A 20,106-nucleotide genomic window follows, 5' to 3' on the forward strand; every position below is an offset into this window, starting at 1 on the left:
ACTCTTACTACTACCTCAATTCCACTAAAATATAAACCAGTAACTTTACACTCGATTTAAATATTTTGAGATAAGAAACTCATTTCTTTGATAGTTCGGAGCAAGAACTTGTAGTAAAACACTTTGTTCGTATTTTACTTTTCAGCTTTCTGCTTATTTATTGCACCGGCAACCTCTCAGGATGCCGGTGCTCCTCTTGTACAGAACAAGAAATAGCACATGGACAATTACTCTTCGATGATAACTGCTACTTTTCCTTCCTGTAAATCTTCTCCTTCTTTGACCCTGATTTCTTTTACAACGCCTGCTATAGTGGATAATAAGGGGATTTCCATTTTCATTGACTCAATAATTAGCAATACATCATCCTCTTCGACCTTCTGCCCTTCAGTGACTTCAATTTTCCAAACCGACCCTGTTATTTCCGCTTCAACTTCTTTTAATATCATTTAAATTCCTCCCTTGCATTCTTTTACTTAATAGTTTGTTGGCCAAGTACGCATCAAGTGCTCACCAATGCCGTTGCTAAGTCTCAATTTATGAATCTCTAACATCTCGATCAAATAATTCCGTGTTTCTCGCGGATCAATTACCGCTTGAGCGCCATAAACAGCTGCCATATCGTATGCAGAAGTGTCTTTTTTCATTTCATTTAATTTTTCTTGAAATTTTTCGGGTTCTTCTTTTTCATTTATTCCATATACTACGCCTACTGCCGACGCAGGATCCATAAAACTGATATCTCCCGTCCACCAAGCAGCTACTTCGTGAGCATTTCCGCCTCCGCCCATGTTCAAGAAAGCTTGACCATAGCTTTTCCGTAGGATGATAGAAATTTTCGGCACAGTGCAAAGAGAGATAGCATTCATCCAATTCATCACTTTCCCAGGCATACGTTTTTTTTCAGCTTCAATTCCGATTAAAAAACCGGGCTGATCAACTAAGAAAACAAGCGGAATATTGTAAGAATCACATAACACTAAAAAACTTACTACTTTATCACAAGCATCCGCGTCTATAGCTCCACCTTTCATTAACGGATTATTTGCGATTATGCCAACCGATTGACCATTCAACCTGGACAAAGCTGTTACCATTGTCTTGCCAAATTTCGGCTTTAATTCAAAATAACTGTCAGCGTCAACTACAGATTTGATTACTTTCCGAACGTCGTAAATACTTTTTTTTGATTCTGGAATCAAATCAAGAATCTTTTCACTTGCTTCTTCAGATCCTTCAGGCACTTTAGCAACAGGCGGTAATTCGTTGTGGTTGCTGGGCAAATAACTTAAAAACCTTTTAACGGCCTCTATGGCTTCCTCATCAGTATCCACTACCACATCAGCCATACCTGTTATTTCCGAATGCATTTTCCATCCTCCCAATGTTTCGGGATCCACTTCTTCTCTTGTAGCTAGAGAGGCGAGTCTGGGGCTTGAAACAGCCATAATCGCCCCTTTTTTCATCACATTAAAATCCGACATTGAAGCGTACCATGCTGATGAGCCAAAACAATTTCCGAGTACAGCAGACGCCCATGGAGCTTCTCTCATTCTTTTATATTGCGTTGGACTCGATGCCCCCCCCATACTTTCAGCACCCATTACATCCGGCATTCTGGCCCCAGTGGACTCACCTAAAAATACGATTGGAATACCGCGTGTTTTCGACACTTCTTTTATGTGACTAACTTTTCTGCTGTTTGTTTTACTGCTCGACGCTCCCATTACAGTAAAATCATTAGCAATTACAGATGCTTTTCTTCCTTCTATATTGCCAAACCCTGCAATTTTACCATCAGCAGGAGAACTTTCTCTTTTCTCACGTCGAAATGAGGTTGCGTATAAACCCGATTCCGTAAAAGTGCCTGGATCAAACAAATAATTTATTCTTTCTCGCGCATTCAGTATTCCTTTTTCTCTTAGCGCATCGAGCTTTCTTTTACCTCCCATCTGCATTGCTTTTTCAGTACGTTCTTGATGCTCTTTTATCTGATCTTCAAACTTAGATTTATGGATTTTTTCAGTCTCAACAATTTCCTCTTTGAATTTCAAATAAATCATCCTCTTTTAATTGTATTTTCATATTAAAGACGCATTGTTCGTTTTCTGACACCTACGAGTTGAGGAAGGAGTGCATAAGCTTCTTCCACCCACTCACATAGCACAGGGCGGGTATTCCTCGGATCGATCATCTCCTCAATTCCAAAACGTTCAGCGGTTCTAAATGGAGATTCAAATTTCCGATAATAGTCAATTAAATTTTTTAGTTCTTGCTCAGAGTTCTCAGATGCTGAGAGTTCTTTTCGAAACGCTGCCTCTACCCCACCTTCTACGGGAATCGACCCCCAATGTGCAGAAGGCCAGGCATATCTGACATTCGCTCTTCCTCTGGGTGCATATGCCGCTCCAGCGACCCCAAAAGATCTTCTGACAAAAACTGTACTCCACGGTATATTAACTTGAGAAATCGCCATCATTGCATTAATAGCTTTTTTGATTGTCCCTTTGTTTTCTGCCTGGGTTCCAATTGAAACTCCTGGTTGGTCCACCAAGTTAACGACAGGGAGATGAAATGTATCACATAAATCGACAAAGTATGCAATTTTTTCTGCAGATTCTGCACTCATGGAACCCCCATAAATATAAGGATCATTTGCCATAATACCGACTGGATATCCATTTAAACGACCAAACATCGTAATAGTTGAACGTCCGTGAAACTTACCGATTTCAAAAAGGGAACCTTCATCGAATATCAGTTTTAAAATTTTTCGCATATTGTATACTTTCCTTTTATCCCGCGGGATGATTGAAGCAAGTTCATCTTCACATCGATCAACCGAGTCTTCAAGTTCAATTCGTTCAGGAAGATTATGCACATTCGATGGAAGATACGACAAAAATGCTTTCACTTGCTCAAAAGCATCTTCTTCATCTTTCGCTTCATTTTGAACAACCCCACTTTTATGGACATGGACTTGACTTCCGCCTAATTCTTCTTTCGTTACATATTCATTTACTCCTGGGCCAACAACATATGGACCGGCAGCAAATACCTGGCTTTTTTCTTTCACCATCACTGAAAAATGGGATGCCACTACTCTTACAGCGCCTAAGCCTGCACAAGGTCCTAATGCAACACCCACAACAGGAGCTTGCCCTAACATTTCTGCCATATTCCATTGAGCATAACCAGGAATCTTGGTAGATTGATTTTTTTCTAATATTTTTATACTGCCTCCCGCAGCATCTACTAGACGTATCAAAGGTACCTGCAAATCCAAAGCTAAGTTCTCAGCAAATACCATCTTCTCTGGTGAGGCTGCCTCTGAAGAACCGCCTCTCACCGTAAAGTCATCTGCAGAAACAACTACTTTCATTTTATTCACTTTACCTTTTCCGATTATAATATTGGCTGGAGTAGATTCAAGAAAGCTCCCATCTTCACTATACGTTGCTTTTCCTGTCAGAGCTCCATACTCATGAAAACTGTTATCATCTAACAAGGCTTTGATACGCTCCCTTGCAGTTAAGCGACCAGTATCATGCTGCCTTTTAATATTTTTTTCTCCGCCAAGCTTTTCTGCAAATTCCTGTCTTTTGTTAATCTCGTCAATCTCTGGCTGCCAAATGTGTTCTTCTTTTTCCAATTCATTAACTTTCTGATTCTCTTCGATTTTTGTATCCACAAAAACACCTCTTACTTCTTCTTATTTTTCTTGCAACACTATGCGAGCATCTACCGCAATAGCGCCTTTTCCTTCTTCTCTAAGAATGACTGGATTTAAATCCATTTCCAGAATTCCATCCTCTCTGATCGCCATATCCACAACTTTTTTGCACAATTGAACTAATGCATCTATATCCAATTTCTCTTTTCCTCTGTATCCATTTAATAACGGATAAGCTTTCAATTTTTTTAACATATTTAGAATTTCATTTTCTTCCAAAGGAGCAATACCAAGTGATACATCTTTTAGTAATTCAACGAAAACTCCTCCCAGTCCAACTACAAGAACAGGACCAAAAATGGGATCTCTTTTAATTCCTACAAGTATTTCTTCTTTTCCTTCAATCATCTCTTGAACGATGACACCTTCAATTCCATTGGAAACTACGCCTCTTTTTTTGGCATTTTCGTAAATTAAATCGAAAGCTTCTTCGACTTCCTGTATATTTTGCAAATTAATTTGAACTCCTCCAAAATCACTTTTATGCACAATCAGTGGAGAAACAACTTTTAGGACAACAGGAAATTCCATTTTATCAGCTTCTTGAATAGTCTCTTCCTTTGTTTTAGCAAAGGCTGACTTATTGTGAGGAACCGCGTATTCTTTGAGAATTTTTCTGCTTTCAACTTCATTCAACACGTGGATTGGTGGATGATTTACCGGTACAGTGTTCATTGTCATCTCCCTCCCTTCAAGGACTGATTTGCAATAACACTGATTCCGGCAAGCCCTTCCTCAATTGCTTTAAAGGTAGGAATCTCTTGGCTCTCTAAAAGTTTCATCGCTTTGTATCGAATCTTTTCCACTTCTGGCTCGCCATTGTATCGCAACACAGCGACTAAGTTTGTTTTTGTTCGATCAATACTTTCCAGCTCAGTTATCATTTTTTGAACGATGCTTTCTAAGTCCATATAATTCATAATGGGCACTAGATTGAAATGAAATAGAATATAGCCGACTTCCGAATCCTCTGCAAGTATCTTCATGACACTTCCAAATAACCGACCTTCTTCTGCAGCTAACTGGTTTGCCGGCATATCGATTGGATTTGTATTCCTTCCTCCATCTGCCACACCCAGCTGATCCAAAGAGGTTGCTGATAAATTGCTGAGCTCAGCCAACTCCAAATTAACTTCTTCACAATAATCGGTGGCTAATACTGTAGCACCTCCACCATTTCCAACTATCGCAACTTTTCCGCTTTCAATCGGTGATATTTTTTGTAAACTCAACAAAACAGTCAGCATTTTATCTATACTTTTCACAGAAATAGCTCCAGTCTGGTCAAACAATGCTTCCCAGACCTGGTAATCTCCTGCAACATTTCCTGTATGAGAAGCTACAGATTGGGAACCGGTAGCTGTTCTTCCTCCTTTTAAAATAACTACTTTTTTCTTGGAAGCCGCTTTTTTTAAGGCATCTATAAACCTTTTCCCATTTTTCACACTCTCAATATAAAAACCGATAATTTCAGTCTCTTCATCATCTGCTAAATACTCTAAATAATCTGCGTGATCCAAATCAATGCAATTTCCTACAGAAATAATTTTATTGAAGTGTATTCCTGTAATATGACCTCTGGATACCATATCAAACGCAATTCCTCCACTTTGAGATACAAATGCAATATTGCCGGATATAGTCGAAGCACCTTTAGTAAAATTCAATCCACTTGAAGGACAGTAGGTTCCAATGCAATTCGGTCCAATAATTCTCATATTGTGCTCACGTGCAGTGGTTACCATTTCTTGTTCTAATCGTTCTCCATCCCCACCCATTTCACTAAATCCAGCCGAATAGATCTGGACAACTTTCACCCCTTTTTCAGCACATTCTTTTATAACTTGCGGTACTACTTTTGCAGGTACAATCACAGATGCTCTATCCACTTCATGGGGAATATCTCGGATAGAGGCGTAAGATTTATGGCCTTGAATTATCTCTTCTTTAGGATTGACAGGATAAATCTGGCCATCATAGCCCGATTCCAGAAGCAAACGCATTTCAGTTCCACCCAATCGCGCCCCATTAGAAGCTCCTATTATTGCGATGGATTTAGGTTTAAAAGCTGCGTCCAAAGATTCTTGTAAAAGCGTCAATGTATTCTCCATATTTCTCCTCCTGAATTACCAAAGATAAAGGAGCTATTAAACTTGCTTTCAGCAATAGCTCCCTTTTTTATTATCCTTTCCTTATTCTGAAGCCCCTTCTCTACGGTTTTCCCAGGCACCTATTTCTTTGTAATACTTAACCGCCCCGGGATGATAAGAGAAATCAAGTCCTAATAAAGCGTTTTCAATAGTCCATTGACTAGCAGCAGGGTGAACTTTCTCAATTTCATCTGCTTTCTCTATAAAGGTCTTTGTTAATTCATATGCCAAATCTTCATCCATGTCTTTATTTACAACATAAGCAGCAGGAGAGCCAGCTGTCGGAACATCCTCTGTTTGGCCTTCATAAGTTCCAGCTGGTATTACAGATTCCACAAACCGGTCTCCATAACTCTTACTCAGTTTTTCAACATGTTCTGCATCCATCCCTATAAATTTCAAATCTTTCTGAGTGGCAATAGACATAATCCCTGGATTAGGCAGTAAGGTTGTAATTAAGATGGCGTCTACTCGGCCATTTTGTAACTCGTCCACAGATTCCGCAAATGAAATATATGCTGGCTCAATATCATCGTAAGTAAGCCCATAAGCCTCCAATAACTTTCCTGATACCGTTTCGGTTCCACTTCCCGGCTCACCTACCGATACTTTTTTCCCTTTTAATTCTTCTACTGAATTGATACCACTATCAGCAGCCACCACAATATGTTGTAAATTCTGATGACCCGTAGCTAATGTAGCAAGTTCCTCAACTAGTTCCGGGCGATCTTTCATTGTCGTTTCGGCGTTGGCGCGGCTTGTGGTAGCAATATCCGCATCACCAGTTGCGAGTAACGCTGCATTTTCACCATATCCTGCACTACCAACCACTGTCACATTGGCATTGGGTATGTGCTTTTCAATTGCTTGTGCATAGCCGCCTCCAAGCGCATAAATAGCTGATGAAGTATTACCGGTTGCAATTTTGAGTGATACTTTCTCAGCGGGGCTGTCATTCGCTTCTGAATTTGCTGATTCCGTTTCTTCAGAACAAGCACCTAGTAATCCAATAATTAGTATGAGTGTTATAAAAAATATACTGTTTGAAATTTTCTTCACTAGTAATTCCCCCTAATTAATATAATTGTTATATCACTTCATTCAGACTCCGGTTCTCTTTCATCACCTCTCTTTTCTTATTAATCCACTGAATAATCAGTATCGCCAAGAAAGTCCCGACCCCTATCAAATCTGTCAAAAAGGTAGGCTCTATTAACATCAAAGAAGAACCTATGAGTAAGATTCTCCAAAGAATGTTTGTGCGGTAAACCAAATAGTTTTGAGCACCAGCGGCCAATGCAAATGTTCCGATAAGTGCTGTAGAAAGTGCCAAAAGTATTTCAATAGGCGATCCAATCATCAATAATGCTTCATTTCTGACAAACATAAACGGCGCTATATAACCTGCAATCCCTAATTTCATAGACATCATTCCTGTTTTCAAAGGGTTGGCGTCTGCTATTCCGGCTGTAATATAGAAGCAAGCTCCTATCGGTGGTGTTACTAAAGCCAATACTCCAAAGTATAAAACAAACAAATGGGAACCAATTGGATGTAAACCGAAATCAATTAAGGCTGGAGCCACTAGAATTGCCAAAATAATATAACTGGCTGTCGTCGGCAGCCCCATTCCTAAAACGATGGAACTGAACATCGTCAAGACCAGCAATAGCATGAGTGAACCGCCTGCCAATCCTATTAGCATAGAAGACAATTCGAGCCCTAATCCTGTTAAATTGATAATTCCAACGATTATCCCTGCTAATGCGCAAAGAGAGACAATAACTATCGAACCTCTCGCTCCATCTTCCATTGCATTCAATATTTGTTTTGGGGTCATTCTTTGACCTTTTCTCAGCCAGCTTACTGCTACGATAAAGCCAATAGTGATTACTGCAGAGTAAAGTGGTGTGTATTTGAATACCGTCAATAAAACCACTAGCACCACTGGAGGCAAAAAGTGATGAAACCCTTCTTTCAATAACGGCAATAATCGCGGAATCTGATCTTCCGGCACCGGTTCGAGATTCATTTTTCTAGTTTCAAAATATATCATAAAGAAAATAGTTATAAAAAAGAGAAGCGCAGGAATCAAAGCTGCTTTGATGATAGAAGTGTAAGGAACTCCCAAAAAATCGACCATGAGAAATGCGGCTGCTCCCATAACAGGAGGCATAATTTGTCCCCCGGTAGAAGCAAGCGCTTCCACTGCTCCTGCAAAGTGAGGCTTGAATCCAACTTTTTTCATTAGAGGAATAGTGAAAACTCCTGTTGTGGCAGCATTAGCTACGCCGCTTCCGGACACCATTCCCATCAATGCGCTGCCAAGCACTCCAACATATGCAGGTCCACCTTTTAATCTTCCTACAAATGCTAAAGCGAACTTTATATAAAATTCACCGGCACCGGATTGGTTTAGGAAAGCACCAAACAAGATGAACATAAAAACAAATGTAGCTGAAACTCCTAAAATAGAGCCAAAAATTCCTTCTGTTGTTAAAAACATAGAACTGATAAAACGTTCAAATTGGATGCCTGTATGTTCAAACACCCCTGGTAAATAAGGGCCTAAAAATACATAGGATATTGCAATAATCGTAAGAATTGGTAATCCATACCCTGCTACTCTTCTCGCTGCTTCTAATGAGAGCAGAATCACTAAAGTGCCGAATATCAAATCCCAAGTAGTGGGAAATCCGAAATTATCTATTAAAGTCTCTGACTTTTTATAGATATAAGCTATAGAAATAATTGAAGCACTGATTAGCAAAACTTTTATAGCATTATCTATGTTGGATTTTCCTCCTTCTTTTTTGAAGGAAGTAACCAAAAATGTTAATACTAAGCCGAACCCTAAATGGATTGCCCTTTGCTGCATTAAGCTGATATCGGGAAACAAAGATATATACAATTGGTACACCGACATAGCAACAGCAACAAAAGCTGCCAGCATGATTAATTTTTTATTATCAGTCGTCTGTTTTTTTTTCATTTGAATATACATTCTCCTTTCCAACATAACCTTCAACAAATAGAAAGCGCTTCCATTTTACAATATTAAATTCGAATAATAGATTATAATTAATAAGGAAAGGCAAGTACGAGGCCACTTTTTAGTTAACGAAATAAGATCTGTGAAGCTTGATATTGATAAAATTTCTTGAAAAGTAGTACCTCTTTTTCGTTTAAAAACCTTCACACCGCCTTCCTTTTGCAGAAAATTAAGCGATTTTCTTAATTGAAAAAATTTAGCAAACTAACTTATTTTTTCTTAAATATTAAGTTTATTTATTTTTCTAATTATTCAAAACTATAAATTAATTTTCTCTTAAAGTAAAATCGGAATTTCTTATATATGTTATAATAAAAAGGTATTCATTATCCTTCACTCAAGTTTTGAAGCATTAAAGCAAACAAATAATTTGCCAGGGGGAAAACAATGAGAATAGAACAGCTGGACTATTTACTTAGTATTTACGAAACGGGTTCTTTTTCATTGGCCGCAGAAAAGAACCACATCACACAACCAACAATCAGTCAATCCATTAGAAATTTAGAAAATGAACTGGATGTGAAAGTATTCACCAGAACCAGGCAAGGAGTGGAACCAACCTTAGAAGGCGAAATTGTAATAAAAAAAGCAATTTCTATTTTAACCATTCATCAGGAACTGAAGGATGAGATTAATATTCGCTCATCTTCTGTGAGAGGAACTTTAAAATTAGCGATTGTACCGAGTATTTGTTCTACTATTCTCCCGAAGACCTTAATGGCTTACAAAGAAAAGTATCCGTTAGTCAATATAGAAATCTTCGAGAAAGGTTCTTTTGAAATAGAGAAAGATATTTTAACAGGCAATTCAGAAGTAGGAGTTATCGGCTTCAACGCGAACCACAACCGACATAAAGATTTAGAGTTTATAGAATTGCTTAGAAGTAAAGTGAAGGTGTGTGTAGGAGTTGACTCAGAACTCAGTAAACAAAAAGAACTTTCGGTCAAAGAGATTATTGAATATCCTATAGTCATGTTTAAATCGAATTACTATATGAATTTTTTTGTTAATCACCTGCTTTCTCCATATGGTGACATTAATGTGCTGTTCACCTCAGGGAACACAGAAGTTGCGAAAAAAATAATTTCACAAGGGGTTGGCATCGGCTTTTTTACAGATTTGTCTTTAAAGAAAGATCCATACATTTTAAATGGAAGTCTCATCCCCATTGATATTAAAGATTTGAAGACAAATTCTATCTTTGCCTCCATCCATTCTAAAAACAGAAAAATTTCAAGAGCGGCTGAAGAATTTATTAAAGAATTAGAAATTCAAGCTGAACTTTACTAACATACATTCTTTAATGTCACTAAATAAAATATACTTAAACAGTTCTCAAATGCTTAAGCTATGAAAACGGCCCCCTCAGAAAATCTGAAGAGGCCGTTCATCATTCAGTTCCACTAAAAGTCAAAGCAGAAAAGTGAAAAATCCGAAAGCAACAACTAATACCAGCAGAATGATGAAAATCATTGGGATCAGGATGATGAAAAATCCTTTCCAACTTGAGAGTCGATGAGCTTCTCCGACTGCTTTGCACTGAACCACAAATGTCCATACAGAAACGACGAGAAGCACGATTGATAAAAACAGCGCCAGTATATTGCCGCCAAGAGAAGGTTCGTCCCAGGAAACTGCAAAGAAGGTGGTTGGTGAATACAGCATCCACAGCAACAAAACCGGCAAGATACAAATCTGCGGAATCTGTGAGGTCACGACTGCCTTGAACATCTCCGGATAAGACGCACGTCCTTTGAGTAGCTTGCCGACCAGCAGAAAGATCCCGGAAGCCACCAAATGGCCGATGATGCCAAGAATCGGACCAACCAGTACCGCCAGCAGCAGGATTCTCCACAGCGGCATCATCACGTTGAGATCCGTATCCAGCACACCGAGAAGTCCCGCTGAAGTGCCGGACAAGAAAATGAGCAACCAAATGAAGTTCCATTCTTTTTTTTCAATGACAAAACGGACGGTTTCCCGCGTTTTCAGCCAAATGCCCGTAAACGGATTCAACTCTTCCCCAATTTTCTGTTCATCTATTTTGTTCATATATGTATTCCTCCTTACCTCTTTCTATCCTACCGCAAAATCCTGTTTCTTCACATGGTTTATGCTTCAGATGTTGGAGAAAAGAAATGCAAAAAAGAAGCATCTCCATTTTCTGGAAACACTTCTCTTTTGAATCCTTCATTCAGTTCTTGGCCACTCTTGCTTGAGATTCCTTTTTGTAATATGGGACCAGTTGATAGCCTCCCCAATAAAGAACGACACTCAGCGGAAGACTCACCATCCAGGAAATCGGCAAGAAGATGATGCCTACTATTCCACTGATGAGCAAGACTCCGATTCCCAGCCAATTATATCCTACTTGTTGGTTGTAGTAATCTTCAACATTTATTTTTTGCTTTCTAATTAAATAATAATCAGCTAATAAAATTCCTAACAATGGACCCAGGAAAGCTGAATAGAAAGCAATGAATTGATTGAAGGCGCTACTGGTCAAAAGCAGCCATGGGAACGTGGCGATGCTGAGAAAGCCGACTACGATTACAGCCATCCCCCATTTCATATTGAACATTTCAACTAAAACAAGAGCAGGAGGTTTTATATTAATTGTTAAATTGGTGGTAAATTGAGCAACTACAATAAAAATCATCATGGCTACTGCAACAAGCGGGCTGGGGATAACCGAAACCAACGCTTGGATCGGATCCCAAATTCCAGTGGCTGCAGCAGATAGGATACCAATTAATAGCATAAGGATAAACATAGGAACAATACCGAAAAAGTGGCCAATGTAATTATTTTTCGGCTTATTCTCCAAATACCTGCCCAAATCTCCATTATTGATAGAAGCTGTGATCAACACCCCTACTGAAGCGGTGATGGCAACAAAGAAAGGCATCCCCCAACTACCGGCAGAAGTCCAGTTTTCCGTTAGCCTCAAACCGCCTAATTGAATGATTTGGTACAATATATAAATTAGAAAACCAAGGACTACAACAGAGAGAATAGAATCGAACCACTTAATTGATTTGATCCCGAAGTAAGCAATTGCGGTTTGAGCAATTTGGAACAGGATAAAGAATAACCAAATATTCCCCCAGCCCCAAATTGTCTCAGTTATGAATACCATGGCACTGGCACCAATCCAAGAACCGATCCCATACCAAAATACAGCTGGAATAACACGGATCAACGAAGCGATACGTGCTCCTTTGTATCCAAAAGAAGCTCTGGCTTGGACGATAAAAGGAATACCGTATTTGATTCCAGGAGCCGAGTTCAGAACAAACATCACCCATAGAATGAAGGCTGAAATGATTGTCACCCAAATAGCCTGCATAATATTGAGAGCTCCGCTCGGAGGAAGGAATGATTGTCCGACGATAAAAATCTGTATGACTACCATGGAAGATACCCACATGGCAATATACGACGGCAAGCCGAAAACCCGCTCGTCATTTGGAATTGGATCCATCGAACTTCTTCTGGAATTCTGCGTCAGTTCTGATGTAGGTGAAGCCATATTCATCACACTCCCTCTAGATAACTTAGCCACCAATTAATCGATGACCATAAGTCATATTTGTAAAGCCAAACTTCAATCATCGGAGTTCAGCGGCTTTTATTTATGAGCAAATTCGGTCAGCAGTCCCGTGTATTCTTTTCTTTCGGGATATTTATAAGTTTTTAATTTACTGGTCTTTTTACCAAGATCTACTATTGATTCTGCAAATTTGACTGCTGCCACTACGCCGTCAATGACCGGTACGCCAAACTCTTCTTCAAGACTGTCTGCAAACTCAGCCATTCCAGCACATCCTAATAAAATTGCTTCAGCATCGTCTTCCTCAATAGCCCTTTTAGTTTCCGCTCTTAACATTTCCATGCCTCTAACGGGATCGTTTTCAAAATCAATTACGCATAAAGGAGTTGTGCGGATATTTACAACTTTTTTACTCATTCCGTACGAATCAACTAATTCTTCCAACATCGTCTTGATTCTTGGTAAGACTGTTACAACTGAAAATCTAGCTCCCAGCATTGAAGCCAAATAAAGAGAAGCTTCAGCTATTCCTACTACAGGCTTGTCAGTCAACTCTCTGGCCGCGTGCAGCCCAGGATCTCCCCAACAGGCGATTACAAAGGCATCAACACCTTCTTCTTCCCCTGCCTTAATCTCTTCCAAAACCCCTGGTATGCTTAGATATTCGTCGTAATAAGATTCAATTGAGATAGGCCCCATTTTGGGACTAACCGCGATTATTTCCGTATCTTTGCGGGCCATATGTTCCGCTGCATGCTTGATACTCTCAGTCATTTCAAGTGTAGTATTAGGATTAATTACTTTAATTTTCATTATTTTCCCTCCTATTTTCTGTTAACTTGACAAGGCATGCTCTATCTTTTGACACGATAACCTCTTGGGTTTTATTACAGTTCTTATTAAATTACTTCAAAGTTTCCAAAGTAACCGATTCTTCGACATTTGCAGTAGGTTTTTCAGTCTCAGGTTGAGGGTATACCTTGCATATCCAGAGTTTCATCAACGTATAATACAGGGCAGCTGCTATGAGTAAGGCTGAAAAGAAACCATAATCAGGGAACAACAATACTGACACACCAGAAGGTACGTAAGCAATAAGCGCTGCTGGATTGACGTTATTCCAATATTTGTATTGGCCATCCACTTTATAAAGTTCTTCAGTATTCAAAGTTCGCTTTCTAAGCAAATAATAATCTGCAAACATGATTCCCACTATTGGAGCCAATAAAGCGGTAATTACCATAAGAATTTGTGGTACAAAATCTGCGTATGCCCACGGCTGGGCTATCAGACCGATAACCCCTGCAACAATGGCACCTGTGGCAAAGGAAATTTTTCGAGGGAAAAAGTTGACGATTATATATCCTGGCGGCAATAAATTTGCGCTAATATTAGTTGACCATTGAGCCAAAATAATAAAGACTAAGCAAGCTATCAAAACTACCGGACTGTTTGCACCCATGGTGGCAACCATTACATCGATGGGATTCCAGTTTCCAGTAGCAACTCCACTCGTTAATCCTAAGATTGTAAACATTAACATTGCACCTACAAGGCCGAATGTGTGACCAATCGAACTGCCTTTGTTTAATTTAAACCAATTGTTTTCTCCTTTTTTCACATTGACTTTTAAAAATCTGGTGAAGTCCGGTGCGTTCAGGGCCATGGTGATGTAGGTACCCATCATAACCACAATAGCGTAGCCCATCGAGATACCGCCTTCTCCGCCTCTTGAAAAAATGTCTCCAAAAGTTAAGCTGTAAGATGTCATCACCACATATTGCAAATAAATTCCGATTATTATAATGCTTGGGGCAGCAAGCCATTGAAAGCGGCTAATAGTCTTTATCCCCATTGCTGTATTAATGATTTGAACCGCCCCAAATAATATAATGAGCAAGGTTAGATTTGAATACCCTGTAAGCATCTCCATGATGATATTGAGAGCATAAGCTCCCATCCACGTTTGGAAACCAAACCAAAATATAGCAGGAAGCGCTCTAAAGAAGGCTGGAATATGTGCTCCCAAGTAACCAAAACTGGCTCTGATAAAGACAGCATAAGGAATACCATATTTAATTCCGATGTCTCCAAGCAAGGTCAAGAGTAAGGCAACGATTAAATTCCCTACTATACAAGCGATAATGATTTGAACTGGAGATAACGCCGGATATAATTGGGCTGCAGCAATGAATGTGACAAGTTGCACTGCAATCCCGATCCATAAAAGAAAGAAACCGAATGTCGATATGGTTCTTTCTCTATCTGTCGTAGGCATAATATCTTTCCCTGTTAAGCTGATCCCTTTTTCGCTGGTCTTTTGCATAATCTAGTCTCCTTCACTGAGTAATTTTAAACTCATCCGAGGTAGCATCAGCAATAGTCGTGATAATCAAATCTTGTTGGAATATCTAAATCTCTTACCTTGTTCACTTAGTAGTGGTATTATCACTATCGGGAATTTCACTTGCTCATTTTTCATTTAGCAACACTCTCGCCGTGTCGAGTAAGACTTCTGTTCCTTTGGCAATGTCTTCCTTATCGGCCCATTCTTCCAGTTGATGACTTATGCCGCTTCTGCATCTGACAAAAAGCAATCCTACTTCGGTTATTTCTGCAACCAGCATGGCATCGTGGCCTGCTCCACTGATCATAGATCTTGGAGACAGTCCAACGGAATCCATACTCTTTAACAGCTGTTCTGTAACCCGGGGGCTGCAGGAAACCGGAGGGACTCGCATCCCTTCCTTCAGGATCCATTGCAGTTTGCGTTGTTTACATACAGTTTCCACCTTCGCCTGAATTTCCTGATAGAGCTTTTCCCGTCTCTCTAATTCGACATCCCGCAAATCCAAAGAAAATTTCACTTCACCCGGAATAATGTTGCTGCCTCCAGGCAACGCTTCCAGAATGCCTACTGTGCCAACCGTTTCCTCCCTGGAAGGATGATTGCAGACTTCCTCGATATAAAGAATGATCTCCGCTACAGCAGGTACCGGATCTTTCCTCAACTGCATGGGAACCGTCCCCGCATGCCCAGCTTCTCCAGTAATACTGAAAGTCATCCAATGAGGACCCGCAATATGACTGACGATCCCGACCGGCTCACCTTGCTGTTCCAAATAAGGGCCTTGTTCAATATGCATTTCCAAATATGCGTGAATATCATCATTGGTCAAAACTGATTCTTGGATTCTTTCAGGGTCAATCTCCTCTGCAAAGTCAGAAAGTGCATCATAACGAGTAATGTTTTTTTCGTCCATCCTTTGCAAGTCTTTCTCCGTGATTTTGCCAATCACTCCTCTGCTGCCAAACAAACCATCATTGAACCTGGAACCTTCCTCTTCGCAAAAAGCTACTATCTCCAATGATCTTTTATGCGGAAAATTTTCCTCATAGAGAATTTCTGCAATTTCAATGCCGCCGAGAACACCAATGATTCCATCAAATCTGCCACCGTTTTTAACAGAGTCTATGTGAGAGCCAATAATTACCGGTGATAAAGAGGGATCTGTTCCCTCTTTACGACCGATTAAATTCCCAAAATGGTCATAACGGACCGTCATACCAATAGCTGTCATCCAACTAATGACAAGTTCGTGGCCTTTTTTATCTTCAGAAGATAATGCCCGTCTCGTGACTCCTCCTTCCGGAGCTCTTCCAACCTCCCCCAACTCCAAAATTCTTTCGAATAAACGCGTTGCATTCACTTTTTGTGATACTTGCATTCACATTCTCCTTCACGATTCTATTTCGATGCTCTGAGTTTGGTTGTCGCCTCTGTATCTAAGCGTCCGTCTTCCGTAATCACTACGCCGTATTCATCTCTGGCTTGTTCGATGAGAATATAATCATCCAAATAATCTTCCAGCACGGCTTGCGGAGACCTTTCAAATGGATTTCCATACCCTCCGCCGCACGGACCTGTCATTTTTAAAGAGCTTCCTTTTTTGACAATTGTATTTGGAATTTTAGACGGCAGTTCCTTTTCTGTTCCGTCCGGATATTTCAACGACAAGGCCCCTACTTTTCCATCTTTGCCATTCGCAAACCCCCATGGTTCGTATTTATGCCCATCTCCTTCCACAGAGAATCCACCCTCCTCCAGAAAAGTCATTTCCCTGATGGAGCCAATTCCGCCTCTCCATTTCCCAGGCGCGCAGTCGTGGTTCCTCAATTCATATCTTGTTACACGCAACGGATAATGGGATTCAATATCTTCAATCGGATTGTTCCGTGTGTTGGCATACAAGGTATCTACAGAATCCATGCCATCTTTGCCATAACGTCCACCGTAACTACCTTCCATAATATCCATGTAGACCCAATAATCTTTACCGCGCTTGCCGTTCATCGCCAAGACTTTCAAATTCCCAACTCCGGCACTCACTTGCTTCGGCACTACTTCTGCTAAAGCTTTCATTAGTGTATCCGCCACCACATTCCCTGGACAGAAGCGGGCGATGGTCGGTGCAGGGAAAATCGGGTTACAAAGCGTACCTTTTGGCGCCACTATCCTGACCGGTCGTGTCAGCCCAGTATTCTGAGGGAAATTTCCGTAATCGACGGAATCCAATAGAATGGACCGCAATGTCAGATAAATGGCTATATCCACTGTCCCTTCCAAAGGCATATTGATCGGTTTGTCGTCAATCTGTGGAGATGTTCCAGTCAAGTCCACTGTCAATTCATCACCTTGAACAGTTAACGTCACCGCAATCTTCAGATCTTTCTTGCTGGAATCTGCACTGTCCAAATATCCGTCCATCAGTCCCTCCGCATGGTATTCTCCGTCCGGAAGTTTACTGATGGCATTTCGCATCATTTTTTCCGAGTAATTGGTCAAACCTTCTGCTGTTGCTTTAACTGTATCCAATCCATATTTGTTGACGATTTCCAAATAACGCTCGGCTCCGATTCTTGCCGCTGCAATCTGTGCTTCAATATCCCCTACCACCATGTCCGAGCTTCGGATATTGTCTCTTAAGATGTTCCAGATGAAGGAATTTTTCTTTCCTTTTTCGTATACTTTAATTGCCTTGAACTGCAAGCCTTCAGCATAGGCATCCACCGCATCTACGATTCCACAGCTTCCTGGAGTAGAAGCCCCGACATCCAAATGATGTGCTGTGGTGACAGAGAAACCAATCAGTTTCTTTTCGTAGAATACGGGTACACATAATCCAAAATCCGGTCCATGTGATGCACCATGGTAAGTCGAGTTGTGTAAGATGACATCCCCCGGCTCGAAACGTTCGCCTCTTTCTTCCATGATTTGACGAATCCCTTTTACATATCCGGGAATCGGTCCGGATTGAAGCGGTGTACTGTGTGAAGACTCACATAATTGCTGATTTTCAATATCCACCAACGCACAACCAAAATCTTCAGATTCACGGATAATACTGGAGTAAGACATACGAGCTAGTTTATGCCCCATCTCAACAGCCGCATTTTCCAAAGCGCCTAGCACAACCTGCATTGTAACAGGGTCCAACATACTTTTTGTTTCGATCGTCATGACTGCTCACCAACCTTAATAATAAGATTTCCATATTCCTCAAGAACAAATTCGTTATCCGGCGGAATCACAGTTGTTGTGTCTTTTTGAAAAATGATGGCCGGACCTGCTATCCACTCTCCAATCGGAAGCAATTCCCGTTGATAATGAGCAGTTTCCACTTTTTGCAATTCACCTTGATGCCGGAAAGTCACTTGATCTCTTTTCACAACCGCTCCTTCTAAATCTTTGCGAGCTTGCATTTTTTCTTTTTTCAGTTTCGGCATCTTCCCAGAGCCAGTCACACGAATATTAACGATTTCTATAGGCGAATCTGTAAACGAGTGACCATACTCATTCCTATGCATTTCGTGGAAAAGGTCGAAATAATCTTCAATATTAGAATCAGTCAATTCGTCACCTGGCAGGGGAACCCTCAACTCATATCCTTGCCCAATATACCGGCACTCCGCGAAGCGCTGCATGGAAATATCCTCTTCCATTACACGGTCCTCCAACAATTGCTGTCTCAGCCCTTTTTCCAGCTCTTTAAAATCTTCATTAAGCATTGTCAAATCCAAATTATTGCTGAGAACGAACTCAGTTTTGATAACATCGTATTTTAAGTCGGTCGTTAACAGCCCTGTCGCGGAATTAATGCCTGGATAAGGCGGAATCACGATTTCCGGAATTTTTAATTCTCTTGCAACATCTACAGCGTGAAGTGGACCGGCTCCGCCAAAAGCAACCAACGAAAACTCACGTGGGTCAGCCCCTTTTTGTACGGTTTTTTCACGTATTGCATTGGCCATGTTGTTATTCAAGATCCGGAGAATACCTTCCGCCGTCTCTTCTTTTGTCATTCCCAACTTTTCAGCCAACTCCCCGATAACTTTGTGAGCAGCCTCTACATGCAACTTCATCTCACCGCCAAGGAAGTTCTCCTGATCCAACCTGTTCAGCACAACGTTGGCATCACTTACGGTCGGCAATGCTCCTCCATGCCCATAGCAAGCAGGTCCTGGGACAGACCCCGCACTTTTAGGACCAACTTTGAATAGGCCGCCTTCATCTATATAAGCAATACTTCCTCCACCTGCTCCAATGGTATGAATATCAATCATCGGCACCATGACTGGATAACCGGCAATCCATGTATCTCGGGCTGATGCTTCCCCAAAGCCCTGCTCCGTTACAATGCCGATATCTGCACTTGTTCCACCGATATCAAATGTAATTAATCTGTTCCGATCTGATAAAGTCCCGGCGTATGCTCCGCCCAATACCCCAGCAGCAGGGCCAGATAAAAGGGTGTTTACAGGTTTGGCAGCAATGTTCTCCGGAGTGGCCACTCCTCCGTTGGAGCACATGATATGCAAGTCTGCTCCAATGCTGGCTTCCTTTAGACCACCAGAGAGATTGTCCACGTAATTTTTTACTTTCGGGCCGATAAAACCATTCAGTCCAGCAGTAGTAAAACGTTCAAATTCCCTGAATTGCGGGGATACGTCTGAAGAACTGGTGATGAATGCTTCCGGGTACTCTTCTTTGATCAATTCCACCACTCTTTGTTCATGTTCCGGGTTAATATAAGAAAACAGAAAACCTACAATGATGGAAGTAACACCCTTTTCTTTCAGCTCCCTGATTGCCTCCCTCACTTCCTCTTCATTTAATTGCTCAATTACTTCTCCTTTGTTCGGACCCATCCGTTCCGTGACCGTTTGCCGGTTTCTTCTCGGTACTAAAGGGCGGTGCTGCCAGGGGATGTCTTGCATAATCGAATAGTTTTCAGGACGCTGATGGCGGCCGATATGAAGAATGTCTTTGTAACCTTTCGTTGTAATCATTCCAGTTTTCGCTCCATCGAATTCCAAAATAGCGTTAGTGCCGATGGTTGTGCCGTGGAAGACATGGTCAATTTCGTTTACACTTAAGTTATGGGCTGCAGATAATTCCAATATGCCGTTGATCACTCCAATGGAAGGATCTTCCAGAGTTGTTGGCAACTTATGGATAAAAGTATGTTGTTTTTCCGTATCATTATAAAATACGTCTGTAAATGTTCCTCCTACGTCTACGCCGAATAATTTCATGATTTTCCTCCTTTTTTGTAAT

The 20,106-nt window shown here is 40.8% G+C and carries 15 protein-coding genes; 1 reads left to right on the forward strand and 14 read right to left on the reverse strand.

The annotated features are described in order from the left end of the window. Nucleotides 1-227: 227 nt before the first annotated feature. The 7 genes from EEX84_RS07055 to EEX84_RS07085 form a co-directional block, all read right to left on the reverse strand. A complete protein-coding gene (locus EEX84_RS07055; RefSeq protein ID WP_123164916.1) occupies nt 228-449 on the reverse strand; it encodes a biotin/lipoyl-binding carrier protein in 222 nt (73 codons plus the stop codon). A gap of 27 nt (nt 450-476) precedes the next feature. Beyond that, the gene (locus tag EEX84_RS07060; RefSeq protein WP_205125693.1) at nt 477-2,054 is read right to left on the reverse strand and encodes an acyl-CoA carboxylase subunit beta; all 1,578 of its coding nucleotides are present in this window, start codon (nt 2,052-2,054) and stop codon (nt 477-479) included. A gap of 32 nt (nt 2,055-2,086) precedes the next feature. After that, nucleotides 2,087-3,691 (reverse strand): acyl-CoA carboxylase subunit beta, encoded by a 1,605-nt coding sequence (locus EEX84_RS07065; RefSeq protein WP_240033935.1) that lies wholly within the window; start codon nt 3,689-3,691, stop codon nt 2,087-2,089. A gap of 21 nt (nt 3,692-3,712) precedes the next feature. Then, a complete protein-coding gene (locus EEX84_RS07070) occupies nt 3,713-4,408 on the reverse strand; it encodes an acetate--CoA ligase family protein (protein WP_158599077.1) in 696 nt (231 codons plus the stop codon). Nucleotides 4,409-4,410: 2 nt separating this feature from the next. Then, nucleotides 4,411-5,844 (reverse strand): acetate--CoA ligase family protein, encoded by a 1,434-nt coding sequence (locus EEX84_RS07075; protein ID WP_123164919.1) that lies wholly within the window; start codon nt 5,842-5,844, stop codon nt 4,411-4,413. Between the two features lie 81 nt (nt 5,845-5,925). After that, a complete protein-coding gene (locus EEX84_RS07080) occupies nt 5,926-6,942 on the reverse strand; it encodes a TAXI family TRAP transporter solute-binding subunit (RefSeq protein WP_123164920.1) in 1,017 nt (338 codons plus the stop codon). Between the two features lie 28 nt (nt 6,943-6,970). Continuing rightward, the gene (locus tag EEX84_RS07085) at nt 6,971-8,875 is read right to left on the reverse strand and encodes a TRAP transporter permease (protein ID WP_158599078.1); all 1,905 of its coding nucleotides are present in this window, start codon (nt 8,873-8,875) and stop codon (nt 6,971-6,973) included. Nucleotides 8,876-9,322: 447 nt separating this feature from the next. On the opposite strand from EEX84_RS07085, the gene EEX84_RS07090 reads away from it, so the two are divergent. Beyond that, the gene (locus EEX84_RS07090; protein WP_123164922.1) at nt 9,323-10,225 is read left to right on the forward strand and encodes a LysR family transcriptional regulator; all 903 of its coding nucleotides are present in this window, start codon (nt 9,323-9,325) and stop codon (nt 10,223-10,225) included. Nucleotides 10,226-10,345: 120 nt separating this feature from the next. Here the strand turns inward: EEX84_RS07090 and EEX84_RS07095 are convergent, their stop codons facing one another. The 7 genes from EEX84_RS07095 to EEX84_RS07125 form a co-directional block, all read right to left on the reverse strand. After that, the gene (locus tag EEX84_RS07095) at nt 10,346-10,987 is read right to left on the reverse strand and encodes a YIP1 family protein (protein WP_123164923.1); all 642 of its coding nucleotides are present in this window, start codon (nt 10,985-10,987) and stop codon (nt 10,346-10,348) included. A gap of 142 nt (nt 10,988-11,129) precedes the next feature. Next, a complete protein-coding gene (locus EEX84_RS07100) occupies nt 11,130-12,467 on the reverse strand; it encodes an NCS1 family transporter (protein ID WP_158599079.1) in 1,338 nt (445 codons plus the stop codon). A 99-nt stretch (nt 12,468-12,566) separates the two neighbouring features. Further along, nucleotides 12,567-13,301 carry an aspartate/glutamate racemase family protein gene (locus EEX84_RS07105; RefSeq protein ID WP_123164925.1) on the reverse strand — a complete coding sequence of 245 codons (735 nt, stop codon included), beginning with the start codon at nt 13,299-13,301 and terminating at the stop codon, nt 12,567-12,569. 91 nt (nt 13,302-13,392) lie between these two features. Continuing rightward, on the reverse strand, nt 13,393-14,814 hold the full coding sequence (gene ncs1 / locus EEX84_RS07110) for an NCS1 family nucleobase:cation symporter (RefSeq protein ID WP_123164926.1): 1,422 nt from the start codon (nt 14,812-14,814) through the stop codon (nt 13,393-13,395). A 145-nt stretch (nt 14,815-14,959) separates the two neighbouring features. Beyond that, a complete protein-coding gene (locus tag EEX84_RS07115) occupies nt 14,960-16,216 on the reverse strand; it encodes a M20 family metallo-hydrolase (RefSeq protein WP_123164927.1) in 1,257 nt (418 codons plus the stop codon). A 20-nt stretch (nt 16,217-16,236) separates the two neighbouring features. After that, on the reverse strand, nt 16,237-18,009 hold the full coding sequence (locus EEX84_RS07120; protein WP_205125694.1) for a hydantoinase B/oxoprolinase family protein: 1,773 nt from the start codon (nt 18,007-18,009) through the stop codon (nt 16,237-16,239). Beyond that, entirely contained in the window at nt 18,006-20,084 is a 2,079-nt protein-coding gene (locus tag EEX84_RS07125; RefSeq protein WP_123164928.1) for a hydantoinase/oxoprolinase family protein, read from the reverse strand. The genes EEX84_RS07120 and EEX84_RS07125 overlap by 4 nt, the downstream gene beginning before the upstream one ends. Between the last annotated feature and the right edge of the window lie 22 nt (nt 20,085-20,106).

The sequence above is a fragment of the Planococcus salinus genome (assembly GCF_003719725.1).
GTDB lineage: Bacteria > Bacillota > Bacilli > Bacillales_A > Planococcaceae > Planococcus > Planococcus salinus.

What these genes read in the sequence shown, in the direction of transcription:
- EEX84_RS07120 (WP_205125694.1), bottom strand. Translation starts at nt 18,009, where the DNA reads ATGACGATCGAAACAAAAAGTATGTTGGACCCTGTTACAATGCAGGTT.
- EEX84_RS07055 (WP_123164916.1), bottom strand. Translation starts at nt 449, where the DNA reads ATGATATTAAAAGAAGTTGAAGCGGAAATAACAGGGTCGGTTTGGAAA.
- EEX84_RS07085 (WP_158599078.1), bottom strand. Translation starts at nt 8,875, where the DNA reads ATGAAAAAAAAACAGACGACTGATAATAAAAAATTAATCATGCTGGCA.
- EEX84_RS07100 (WP_158599079.1), bottom strand. Translation starts at nt 12,467, where the DNA reads ATGGCTTCACCTACATCAGAACTGACGCAGAATTCCAGAAGAAGTTCG.
- EEX84_RS07070 (WP_158599077.1), bottom strand. Translation starts at nt 4,408, where the DNA reads ATGAACACTGTACCGGTAAATCATCCACCAATCCACGTGTTGAATGAA.
- EEX84_RS07075 (WP_123164919.1), bottom strand. Translation starts at nt 5,844, where the DNA reads ATGGAGAATACATTGACGCTTTTACAAGAATCTTTGGACGCAGCTTTT.
- EEX84_RS07090 (WP_123164922.1), top strand. Translation starts at nt 9,323, where the DNA reads ATGAGAATAGAACAGCTGGACTATTTACTTAGTATTTACGAAACGGGT.
- EEX84_RS07125 (WP_123164928.1), bottom strand. Translation starts at nt 20,084, where the DNA reads ATGAAATTATTCGGCGTAGACGTAGGAGGAACATTTACAGACGTATTT.
- EEX84_RS07105 (WP_123164925.1), bottom strand. Translation starts at nt 13,301, where the DNA reads ATGAAAATTAAAGTAATTAATCCTAATACTACACTTGAAATGACTGAG.
- EEX84_RS07115 (WP_123164927.1), bottom strand. Translation starts at nt 16,216, where the DNA reads ATGCAAGTATCACAAAAAGTGAATGCAACGCGTTTATTCGAAAGAATT.
- EEX84_RS07095 (WP_123164923.1), bottom strand. Translation starts at nt 10,987, where the DNA reads ATGAACAAAATAGATGAACAGAAAATTGGGGAAGAGTTGAATCCGTTT.
- ncs1 (WP_123164926.1), bottom strand. Translation starts at nt 14,814, where the DNA reads ATGCAAAAGACCAGCGAAAAAGGGATCAGCTTAACAGGGAAAGATATT.